Origin of the sequence: Chitinophaga sp. (assembly GCF_035538455.1) — a bacterium.
In the GTDB taxonomy this organism is placed as follows: Bacteria; Bacteroidota; Bacteroidia; order Chitinophagales; family Chitinophagaceae; genus Chitinophaga.
This window is the reverse complement of record NZ_DATLKJ010000176.1, coordinates 18,637-30,126: the sequence shown is the minus strand read 5'-3', so window position 1 is coordinate 30,126 and position 11,490 is coordinate 18,637. Positions and strand designations below refer to the sequence as shown.

Genomic DNA, 11,490 nt, shown 5'->3' with positions numbered 1-11,490 from the left:
TTTGATATGCAGCGTCATCCGTCACTGATACCATTGTCACATGAGCATAAACGTCTTCTGTTTGTCTGCCGGTATCTGAAAAAGAATGCGGCCCCTTACGAGGGGTTTCCGTTAGAAACACAAGCGAAGTTTGAATATGTGGTGAAAGTGTTCCAGGAATTAATGGTACCGCATATTCAGAAGGAAGAATATCTTTTTGAAAAATGTATGGGTAAAGATCCTGCTGTGGATGCACTGATTAAGGAGTTGCAACAGGAGCACCGCATTATCTCCGGGATGTATAGTACCCTGGCAGATAGTCGCCAGCTGGATGAGGATATGGATCGCCTGGCTACGAGCCTTGAAGAGCACATCCGGAAAGAAGAGCGCCAGTTTTTTGAACTGCTGCAGCAATTGTTCCCTGAATTCCTCAACAGCCTCCAATTCGAAAAATAAACTGGTTGTTATATAAATGACTGACAGCTTTTAGCATAGATAATGCTAAAAGCTGTTTTTTACCGTCTATCCTGCATTAACACCGCTGTCTAATATCCTTCAAACCTCCATGCAACATTAATTTCCCTGAGTCGTCTTTATTTCGTTACCGTCAGATTTTACCAATCGTCCCTACCAATAGACCGTTTGTGTAAAGTTATGTACTATGTAATGCAAGATACCTATCTTTACAATGTATTATTTAAGATACTGTAGTGTATTATATACTGTAGTTGATTAAGTAAGGATCTAAAACATAGCTAGTACCTAAAAAACTAAATCTAAATCCGCCCTTATATGAAAGCGATTTTTAAAGCGTTTACATTGACAGTCACTGTGTTAAGCGCTTCCTTTAACTCCCAGGCTCAGAATGGTCCAAGAGTGTCTGGACAGGTTGTACAAACCGGGTCGAAACCTGTAGAGTTTGCTACTATTACTTTGTTGAAAGCAAAAGACTCTTCCCTGGTAAAAGGCGCTATTGCCGATATCGGCGGTAAGTATGAATTTGAGAATGTAAAGCAGGGTAAGTACCTCATAGCCGCTGCAGCTGTAGGAATGAACAAGACCTATGGTAAGGCCTTTGACGTGGTAACTGCCGCTGTACAACTACCGCCTATTTCCATGGAGGCCTCCTCCAAAAGTCTTAAAGCTGTTGATGTAACTGCCCGCAAGCCTTTTATTGAGCAAAGAGCTGATAAAATGGTGGTAAATGTGGAAAATAGCATCAGTGCATCTGGTGGTAATGCTATGGAGGTACTGGAAAAGTCTCCTACTATTAATGTAGATAAGGATGGTAATATTTCCATGAAAGGTAAGAGCGGTGTGATCATATTGATTGATGGCAAGCAAACCAATATGTCGTCCCAGGATATTGCCGAGCTGCTCAGAAGTATGCCCAGTACTAACCTGGAGCAGATTGAACTGATAGCCAATCCTTCCGCCAAATATGATGCAGCCGGCAATGCGGGGATCATTAACCTGAAACTGAAGAAAAACAAAAACTATGGCACCAATGGTAATCTGACTCTGGGAGCCTCTCATGGTAAAAAGCCCCGTTACAATGCAGGGCTGAACCTGAATCACCGTAACGAGAAATTTAATATATACGGTTCTTATAACTACAATCACCGTGAGCAAGAGCAGAATCTGGGTCTTTTCCGCTCTCTGACAGACAAGAACAGCTATCGGGTGTATGATCAGGTAAGCGAAATGCATAACCAGTCTGAGTACCATGCAGGTAAAATAGGGTTGGATTATTTCCTTGCAAAGGGCCACACTATCGGTGTAATGGCAGATGTTGCCTACAGGGATTACAAAGATCCCGGTGTTTCCACTACATTGATGGGGAACGGCAAGATTATAGACTCAATCCTGCGTACCAATACGAATCAAGGAGGAATATGGAGGCGTGGCGCTTATAACCTGAATTATCGTGGTGTATTGGATTCTACCGGAAAGGAGCTGAACGTGGATCTGGACTATGCGAAGAATTCGGACAGGCAGGGTAACAATATCTATGCATTTACTACAGGCGGCGATGGAAAGGCAACGCTAAACCGTGATACATCGCGTAATAATCAGCCAGCAGTTATCGAAATCAAAACTATAAAGGTTGACTATACGCATCCGCTGAAAAAGCAAGCCAAGCTGGAAGCAGGTGTGAAACTGAGCTTTGTTAAAACAGACAATGACGCGCGTTTTGATTCGCTCAAAGGAGGTAATTGGATACTGGATGATAATCGTTCCAATCACTTCATATATAAGGAGAATATTAACGCCGCATATATCAACTTCAATAAGCAATACAAAAAGTGGACTGTACAGCTGGGCTTACGTGGTGAACAGACGCATATCACTGGCCGCTCTGAGTCAAGGAAAGGGAATCAGGATGTGGTTGTCAATAACGACTCCAGCTATTTTAACCTGTTCCCAAGCGCGGCGGTTACTTATACACTGAATAAGGACAACACGTTGGGTATCACCTATAGCAGACGTATACAGCGTCCTAGTTATGAAGATCTGAATCCATTTGAGTTTTATCTCGACAGGTATACAAAGGTGTCAGGTAATCCCAGTTTGAGACCACAATACTCTAATAACTTTGAAGTAACACATACGTTCAAAGATTTTCTGATCACCTCTATCGGATATGCACATACGAAAGATATGATGACCAGGATATTGTCATCCGATGTAGACATGGCAACAGGTGACTCCACAGTGTTGAAGTACAAGTACCAGAATGTAGCTAAGGCAGATAATTTCAACATGAACGTATCCGTGCCTTTCCCGATCACGAAATGGTGGAATAGTTTCACAACATTATCCGGCGCTTATAACATATTTGAAACGGTTGTTGATAATAACCATGTAAAACTGTATGCCTTCGGTTTCTTCGGCCGCACCCAGCAGACATTTATCATTAACAAAAACCTGACAGCAGAAGCCACTTTCTTCTATGTATCGCCGCAGGTGGCCGATGAGGGTTTATTTCGTATGAAGTCCATGTGTGCGCTGGATCTGGGTTTGCAACAGAAAGTTCTGAAAGGAAAAGGTACCCTGAAGCTGAGTATGACAGATGTGTTGAAAACACAATATTTCCGCGGCTCCTTCGACAATGCGGGTAAATATACCTCCGTAAGTAGCCGTTGGGATGCCCAGCAAGTACGCCTCAACTTTACCTACCGCTTTGGTAACAGCAATGTGAAGGCGGCGCGTAATCGTCAGACGGGCCTTGAAGCAGAGCAGAACCGCGTGAAACAGGGGGGCAACTAACATCCTTAATGGTTTTTTAGGTATATATAAGGATGGAGTAACGCGGCCTCTCGTCAGGCCGCGTTTTTTGATTAAAAGCAGGAGGGATTCTTTTCGTCACAAAAAAAGAGCGATTGGTGGAATTTAAGAATGGGATCATGGGTATTCATCTAATTTTATTAAAAATTTTTTCGAGAAAACATATAACGGATATTTTATTGTAATTAATTGAATTATAATTATTTACAATCTACATATCCTTGCCCGTCCCACTCAGATTGTCAGATTTCGGATCAAAAGTCAGGCATTCGTGCAACCTTTTTTATAATCATTGTCTTTATAATGAAAGCATCAGCCAATAACTTGAACCAGACGCCATTAGCAGAGAACGTAGTCGATCGTTGCAAAAAAGGAGATGTTCGCGCCTTCCGCGAGCTGTATAATGCTTATTCAGCAGCGATGTATAATATCTGCCTGCGTATGACCGGTAATGTTAACGATGCAGAAGACACTTTGCAAGAAGCCTTCATACAGGTACACAAGAATATCGGCAAACTGGAAAACGACAGTAGCCTGACCGCCTGGATCAAACGGGTGGTGATAAACCACTGTCTGAACACATTGCGGAAGAAAAAAGTGTATTTTGAAGATGTAGAGGTGGTGGAAGTCGCGGAAGAGAGAAGCGTGGATGAAGCCGATTTCACCTGGACCGTGGCCGCAGTAAAATCGGCCATAGGTAGCCTTCCACACGGATACCGGACGGTGTTGAACCTTTATCTCTTCGAAGATTATTCACACCGCGAAATAGCAGATATGCTAGGTATTTCTGAATCTACTGTTAAAACACAGTATATGCGTGCAAAGGAGAAAGTAAGACAGATTGTAAAACAGCAAAATTTAATCCGTTAATGCCAGACAATTTTGAAAGTTTTATCCGGCAGCACCGGGAGGAGTTTGAAGGTCCCGGTCCTTCACCCAAGGTTTGGGAAGCGCTGGAAAAGGAGTTGGGGAACAGCCGGAAAGGCAGGGTAGTGCAGATGTTGGGCCGTAACTGGTTTAAAGCCGCCGTTATAGCTGTATTGATAATTAACGCTGCTGCTTTTTTCTATTTCGCCAAAAATCATCAACGTCAGCAGGACCTGGCCGTACTGGCCCCGGAAGTGCACGAAGCAACTGCATACTATACGTCACGTATAAACGAAAAACTGGAGCAAATCAATGCATATCCCGCGTCCACGCTTGGGCTGGACAGTACCGCCCGTCAGGAGCTGGAACTTCGCAACGATACTTACAATGCACTTGAAAAAGAACTGAAAAACAATCCCGGCAACGAGAGGATCCGCGCTGCCATGATACGCTATTATCAGTTGAAACTTGACTTACTTGACAAAATACTGGAGGAACTACGTGAAAAACAGGTAGCCCCCGCTCAATTAAAAAAACGATATGAAGCTGAAATTTAATCTCCTGTTATGTTTTCTGTTTCCATTGCTCGTACAGGCGCGGAACACCGGTATAGACTATAAGAAGACGATCAACAAAGAATATACTGTTAGTGCTGGTGCTGTTTTTAATGTTGCCAACAAATATGGGAAGATCGTTTTTCATACCTGGAATAAGAATACGATCAAGGCAACCATTGTTATCACCGGTTTCGGTAAAAGTGACAGGGAAGCACAGGAAACTGCGGAGTCAGTAAAGATACAGGAAGACCAGAGTGGGAATACAGTGAGTCTGAAATCTGCTTATAATCCCTCCGGTTCAGGTGGATCCTGGTTTTCGTGGGGAGGAAAAAGAGACTCCAAGGAGTATGTGAACATTGACTATGATGTTTACCTACCACAGAGCCTTTCCAAGGTGAGCGTGCTCAACCAGTTTGGAGACGTAATCGCAGACAGGTTTTCATTCCCTGCTGAAATGGTACTCAGCTATAGTACTTATGATATCCGCGAGGCGGAAGATCTGCAGCTGACAGTGAGCTACTGTGATAAGGGTAAAATAGGTAAAGCCGGAAAGGTGGTGATGAAAAGCAGTTATTCGAACCTGCGTGCAGATCAGCTTGGAAGCCTTGTAACGCATTCCAGCTATGGTAATTATACTATTGGTAATGTGGGAACTGTGGAAATGTCCGCCAGTTACGATGATTATAAAGTGGACCGTCTTGGTTCCATTACAGGAGCGCTTGCCTACACTGACCTCGTTACCGGCGAGTTGCAACAAAGCATAGATCTGAAAGCAACCTATGGTGATGTCAATATCCGGAAGATCGGTTCCGGTTTTAAAGGAGCGGATCTTCAGCTGAGCTATGCAGATCTTAAAGCGAATGTGCCTTCACGGCTGCCTATGCGTATTGAAGTGCGGTTGTTTCATGGAGACTTGCATACGGGAGACCTGGAATTGAAGAATGTTGTCTCTAACAAATCAGTAGGCGGAGCCCTTTCCTATACGGCCCAGGCGGGAGGTGGCAATGAGCAGTCCGCCGTTTTCCGTGTAAAGGGGAGCAACTGTGATGTGAAGCTGGGTACTTACTAAATACAGAAGTCCATTCTAAAACCTTCATATATAAACTATCTAAAAAAATCCACATGAAAAAAATTGTAAAGTTGGCTGCCTATGTATTGCCTTTTATGTTGCTGGTAGCTGTGTTATCGTCTTTCCGTACTGCATTTGACCAGCAGATCAAGGGTAACGGTGTAATAAAATCGGAGAACCGGAATGCTTCTCCATTTACAGAAATAAGCACTTCCGGCGTTTATAAAGTGGTAGTTCAGCAGGGTAGCACCCACAGTATTAAAATAGAGGCGGAAGAGAATCTGCTGCCGTATATTTTGACTGAAGTCCGTGGTGATGAGTTGGAAATAAAGAGCCGTAAAGGGATTTCCATCAATCCTACCAAACCTATAACCGTTTATGTTACACTGGAAAAGGTGAAGCGCCTTTCCGCCAGTGGGGCAAGCGGCTTCACCAGTACGGGTACACTCAGGTCAGATAAGCTGGAACTTGAGTTCAGCGGCGCCACCAATGCTAATCTGGAACTGAACACCGGTAAAGTAGCCGTTGATTTGTCAGGAGCCAGCAATATCGAACTGAAAGGAACCAGCCGCAGTGCAGAATACGGTATATCTGGTGCTGCTGACATCGCAGCTACAGATCTCCGTTCTGATGATGTAGAGATTGGTATCTCTGGAACCGGGAAGGCCCGCGTTTTTGCTGAAAAGAAACTGAATGTAAGTGTGTCTGGTATGGGGAAAGTGAAGTACAAAGGTGAGCCGGTTGTTACCCAGTCCATCTCTGGTATGGGCAAAGTGAGCAGGATGTAATTTTTTTAGATTTAGATTTATATATTACGGCAGGTAGTTCACTACCTGCTTTTTTTTATCTTTGCTGTCCGATACAAAAATAATTAAGTTATGCCATCCTTTGACATTGTTAGCAAAGTTGATTTACAGACGTTGGATAACGCCATTAACACGGTAAAGAAAGAGATCACCAATAGGTACGATTTTAAAGGGTCGCACGTGGAAATTGATCTGAATAAGAAGGATATGTTACTGAAGATAGAGGTGGAGAGTGATATGAAGCTGAGTCAGGTACTGGATGTATTGATCAGCCGTACCATGCGCCAGGGACTGGAAGCATCCATTTATGACCAGAGCAAGGAAGCCTATCAGAGTGGTAAGGTATATAAGAAAGAAATACCTATCCGGAATGGTATTAAGCAGGAAGACGCGAAGAAGATCATAAAGTTGATAAAAGACTCCGGCTTAAAGGTGCAGGCCGCCATTATGGATGATATTGTGCGGGTAACAGGTAAGAAAATAGATGATTTACAGGATGTTATACATAAGTGCAGAGAGGCGAATCTGGGTATCCCCCTGCAATATATTAATATGAAGGCTTAATTTTTTTTAAATAAACTTTGGGGTGTAAAAGAAAAATAGTTACCTTTGCACCCTGTATTTACAATAACTTTTGATATGAAACAGGGAATCCATCCAGAAAATTATAGGTTTGTGGTATTTAAGGATATGTCAAACGGGCATAGCTTTTTGAGCCGTTCCACTGCTCCTTCCAAAGAAACAGTTAAATGGGAAGATGGCAATGAGTATCCGTTGATCAAGTTGGAAATTTCCAATACATCTCATCCGTTCTATACTGGTAAGAATGTATTGGTGGATACCGCGGGTCGTATCGACAAATTCAACAAACGTTACGCAAAGAAAGCATAGTCTTCTTGTAAATATTTTTTTGAGAATCCCATCGGCTTATCGATGGGATTTTTTATTTTTAGCCCCTATGGAGCGTAATTACATTCTTTTCGACACGCCCGCCCGTGAACTCTTATACCCTTTTACACATACAAGACCTATTGCAGCCTGCAGGGTTGGTATACTTACCATCCAGGAGAAGTGGGAACATTGGCTGGGGGCTGCGGTAAGTCATTTTACAGTGCAGCATCTGCAAGAGAAATTTCCGCTTCGTAATGGCGAAGAGAACACGATGAATATCCTGTTGAGCGGACATATCCTGCCTGATGCAAACATTGTGGCCGCTGTGAAAGCAATGCAACCTGACCAGGAGTTATATAAAGACAATCAACTGATTGCAAAGTCGTTGCAAGGCCGTGAAGTACATCTGCTGGCGACGGGAGACAGGAAGAATTACACAAAAGCAATTGCCTGTATCCAGATGCCTTGGGATATTTTCCAGCTAAATGACAAAGCCATCAGGGATGACTTTGCATTACTTACCCAGGGACGTGAATCTGCACCAATACCGGCTACTAATCAGGTGGTTAACAGAGACCAGGTTTTCATTGAGCCCGGCGCTACTGTGGAATGTAGTCTGCTTAATGCCGCATCCGGACCTGTTTATATAGGGAAGAATGCAATTGTAATGGAAGGGTGTCTTATTCGTGGGCCGCTTGCATTATGTGAAGGGGCTGTGCTGAAAATGGGGGCAAAGATATATGGTGCCACTACGTTGGGGCCTTTTTGCACAGGCGGTGGTGAGATCAAGAACAGCGTGATGTTCGGTTATTCCAATAAGGGGCATGATGGTTACCTGGGAGATGCTGTGATAGGAGAATGGTGTAACCTGGGGGCGAATACCTCCTGCTCTAATGTAAAGAATAATGGAGGCAATGTGAAAGTGTGGCTGGAAGCCCGTGGAGAGGCTGCAATAGCCGGATTTAAAAATGGGGTACTGATGGGGGATTACAGTCGCTGTGGTATCAATACCATGTTAAATACCGGAACAGTGATTGGGGTGTCCTGTAACATTTTCGGTGCACATTTTCCACCGGTGTTTGTACCTTCTTTCAGCTGGGGGGGAGACGCTACCTATCGGTTGCCGGAAGCGCTGCGGGATGCCGCTGCCTGGATGAAAATGAAGAACAAGCAGCTAGATATGGCCGACAGCAGAATATTGGAGGCTGTATATGCATTTACAAAACGACCTTAAAACTTAATATCACAGTATTTATGAGAAAGAAAATTGTTGCAGGTAACTGGAAAATGAACCTGACGCTGACGCAGGGAGAGCAACTGATCAACGACATTCTACAGGCTGGTCTGAAGCTGGAAGAAGGACAAGAAGTAGTCATTGCTACTCCTTTCCCCTATCTCGCAAAAGCCAAATCCCTGTTGAAAAACTATCCTGGGTTTTTTGTTGCTGCACAGAACTGTTATAGTGAAAAATCCGGCGCCTATACTGGTGAAGTATCAGCGGAAATGCTGCAGTCAGTAGGAGTAGATTATGTTATCCTGGGGCATTCTGAAAGAAGGGAATATTTTGCAGAGAGCAATGCAATGTTGGCGAAGAAAGTTGATCAGGCGCTGGCCAACGGCATCAAGCCGATTTTCTGTTGCGGCGAGCCACTGGAGATCAGGCAGGCGGAAACCCAGAATGCTTATGTGGCCAAACAGCTGGAAGAAAGCCTTTATCATCTTACAGCAGAGCAGTTAAAGAATGTAGTGATTGCTTATGAGCCAATTTGGGCGATAGGTACAGGACTTACTGCAAGTGCTGCGCAGGCACAGGATATGCACGCCTTTATCCGTTCCAGGATTGCGGAAAAGTATGGTCGTGAAGCGGCATTGCACTTGACTGTTTTATACGGTGGCAGTGCGAAACCAGGTAATGCAGCAGAGTTGTTTGCCAGCCCGGATGTGGATGGCGGACTGATTGGCGGCGCCTCGCTGGTGGCGGCTGATTTTGTGGAGATCGTACGTAAACTCGCTTAATAAGTCATTTGAGAAAATGTGCAGTTACTAAAGCTGCACATTTTTTTAGTATTAAATGCTAAAAAAATTAGTATTTCTGAAAAAAGGTTGTATATTCGTGTTGTCATTCTAACAGGAAGATTTAAAATATCAGGTTATGAATACGAATTATGAAATTTCTGAAGAATTTGATTATCTGCTGGTAGTGAATCCGGATGTGTTGGTCGCAAAAGATATTACCCGTATCCGGCAATATATAGCTGGTACGTTGAGTGATGAGCGGGTTACGGCCGGGCCTTTGCATATAGCTTTATTCCGTTCTGCATTTCCGGAGCGGTATGAAGAGGATTTCATTACTATGCTGGAAGATGTGGCGCGGAAGCAGTCAGGCTTTGCAATATATACATCACGCCTGGAGTCATTTAAGCATGCGGATGGAAGACAGAGTATTGGTATTAATGTTGCCAACCCGAAGCCTATTGTGGAATTGCACAAGAGCATTATGCTGGCATTTGATCTGAAGCCACAGGCTTTCCGGCCGCATATTATGCTCACGAGGAATATTCAGCAGGAGGCAGCAGATAAGGTTTTACCGACGTTAGCTCAGCAGTTGTTTGTCCGTAGCTTCAATTGTCATTGCTTTACTTTGATGAAAAGGCCAACCACAGGCGGAAAATATGAAAGAGTGAGAGACTTTGTGTTTGGAGATATTGAGCATTTGACAGGATCATTGTTCAATTACGCAGCTTGATTGATTGGAGCAGCCTGATAAGCTATTGTCTCGCAAATCTTTATCGCTATTTGCATTGAATATTCGCAATGAGATGCCGGGTAAAAAGATAAGCATCGTTGATCTTCAACGGGGCAGTTACTATAGCATCTTATTATTGCAGAGAAGGACATATAGATTACTTGTATATTGCCTGGAGAGGCAAACGTAGATGAGCCTAAATTGAGCATTATAACATTGACGCAGTAAGGTAGATGATTGATAATTATAGTATCGTGATAAAATTGTTGATGTTATCATTGGTAGCATGGCTAATGGTAATTATTAAATGCGATAGTTGTTAAAAGACGAATAATTAAATCCCCAGCCAGGACAGTTCCGACGAATTGTATGGCTTTAGAAAATAATTGTCTGAAACAGGATGTATCGGGAAAGGGAAGGTTTGTTATCCCCAACACCAGCCGCGTACATTCTCCTACTTCCCGGTTTGTATTCAACGTATCAGTTTGGATGCAATTACATATTAATAGCTAAATTCGTAGCTCATAAGACCAGTTTGTTATATGGCTGGTAAATGTGACCTGACGTTATCGTCAAAGCGAAGTATAAGTGAGATATTGTTGTTTATTACATTATCACGTCGTATTAAATGCGTAACGCAGCACTACTGCATAACTGCATGATATAGCGATGTGGTGGCTCTGTCTACGACAGCCAGATGCATATAGTGGAGTACAATAATAAATCACTTCCGGTAAATCCTGTTTCAGATACTCTTTAATATATCGTAACGTTATTAATTAATCCTGTTATAATAGAAATCAATAATGATGAAGCTCACTTAGAATGATACTTAACGCCGTTGATTATCATAACATCATATGAGTATAATAACCTCATACCTCAATACTTTCGTACTAAATTAGTTTAACTATATATTAATCAGTTGTTTTATGACAACTCAACCAATTATACATAAAGAGATCGTGGTAAAAGGCCGTGTACAGGGTGTTGGATTCCGGGCCAATGCCAAACACATTGCTGACCTGCTGGGGATACAAGGGTATATCAAGAATCTTCCTGATAAAAATGTATGGATTGTGGCAGAAGCCGAAGCGCAGGTGCTGGATGATTTCCTTAACTGGTGCAGGAAAGGGCCTGCATTATCTGAAGTAAAAGAAGTTGACATCATTACCGGAGAAGTACAACATATTAATGGCTTCACGATACTTCATGGATAAGTGCGGCAAATGTCTGGTGGATGATTGATCAGAACCATATATCATGCATGAGCTAGCGTAAATTGAA

At 43.1% G+C, this 11,490-nt stretch carries 12 protein-coding genes; all 12 read left to right on the top strand.

Annotated elements, in window-relative coordinates:
- The first annotated feature begins 6 nt into the window (after positions 1–6).
- The 12 genes from VM802_RS20995 (at position 7) to VM802_RS20940 (ending at position 11,423) form a co-directional block, all read left to right on the top strand.
- Entirely contained in the window at positions 7–435 is a 429-nt protein-coding gene (locus VM802_RS20995) for a hemerythrin domain-containing protein (RefSeq protein WP_325534216.1), read from the top strand.
- 336 nt (positions 436–771) lie between these two features.
- Positions 772–3,249 carry a TonB-dependent receptor domain-containing protein gene (locus tag VM802_RS20990; RefSeq protein WP_325534214.1) on the top strand — a complete coding sequence of 826 codons (2,478 nt, stop codon included), beginning with the start codon at positions 772–774 and terminating at the stop codon, positions 3,247–3,249.
- A gap of 321 nt (positions 3,250–3,570) precedes the next feature.
- Positions 3,571–4,137 (top strand): RNA polymerase sigma factor, encoded by a 567-nt coding sequence (locus VM802_RS20985; protein ID WP_325534212.1) that lies wholly within the window; start codon positions 3,571–3,573, stop codon positions 4,135–4,137.
- Positions 4,137–4,691, top strand: coding sequence for a hypothetical protein (locus VM802_RS20980; RefSeq protein WP_325534210.1), 555 nt, complete (start codon positions 4,137–4,139; stop codon positions 4,689–4,691). Before VM802_RS20985 ends, VM802_RS20980 begins: the two co-directional genes overlap by 1 nt.
- Positions 4,675–5,760 carry a hypothetical protein gene (locus VM802_RS20975; protein ID WP_325534208.1) on the top strand — a complete coding sequence of 362 codons (1,086 nt, stop codon included), beginning with the start codon at positions 4,675–4,677 and terminating at the stop codon, positions 5,758–5,760. The genes VM802_RS20980 and VM802_RS20975 overlap by 17 nt, the downstream gene beginning before the upstream one ends.
- Before the next feature lie 53 nt (positions 5,761–5,813).
- Complete coding sequence (locus VM802_RS20970) at positions 5,814–6,548, top strand: head GIN domain-containing protein (protein ID WP_325534206.1); 735 nt, start codon at positions 5,814–5,816, stop codon at positions 6,546–6,548.
- Between the two features lie 90 nt (positions 6,549–6,638).
- On the top strand, positions 6,639–7,130 hold the full coding sequence (locus tag VM802_RS20965) for a YajQ family cyclic di-GMP-binding protein (RefSeq protein WP_325534204.1): 492 nt from the start codon (positions 6,639–6,641) through the stop codon (positions 7,128–7,130).
- A 75-nt stretch (positions 7,131–7,205) separates the two neighbouring features.
- Positions 7,206–7,457, top strand: coding sequence for a type B 50S ribosomal protein L31 (locus tag VM802_RS20960; RefSeq protein WP_168805214.1), 252 nt, complete (start codon positions 7,206–7,208; stop codon positions 7,455–7,457).
- A gap of 67 nt (positions 7,458–7,524) precedes the next feature.
- Positions 7,525–8,691 (top strand): putative sugar nucleotidyl transferase, encoded by a 1,167-nt coding sequence (locus VM802_RS20955; RefSeq protein WP_325534198.1) that lies wholly within the window; start codon positions 7,525–7,527, stop codon positions 8,689–8,691.
- A 20-nt stretch (positions 8,692–8,711) separates the two neighbouring features.
- Positions 8,712–9,473: a triose-phosphate isomerase gene (gene tpiA, locus VM802_RS20950; RefSeq protein ID WP_325534197.1), complete on the top strand. Its 762-nt coding sequence runs from the start codon at positions 8,712–8,714 to the stop codon at positions 9,471–9,473.
- Between the two features lie 136 nt (positions 9,474–9,609).
- Complete coding sequence (locus tag VM802_RS20945) at positions 9,610–10,203, top strand: 2'-5' RNA ligase family protein (RefSeq protein ID WP_325534195.1); 594 nt, start codon at positions 9,610–9,612, stop codon at positions 10,201–10,203.
- A 932-nt stretch (positions 10,204–11,135) separates the two neighbouring features.
- Complete coding sequence (locus VM802_RS20940) at positions 11,136–11,423, top strand: acylphosphatase (RefSeq protein ID WP_325534193.1); 288 nt, start codon at positions 11,136–11,138, stop codon at positions 11,421–11,423.
- Positions 11,424–11,490: the final 67 nt, after the last annotated feature.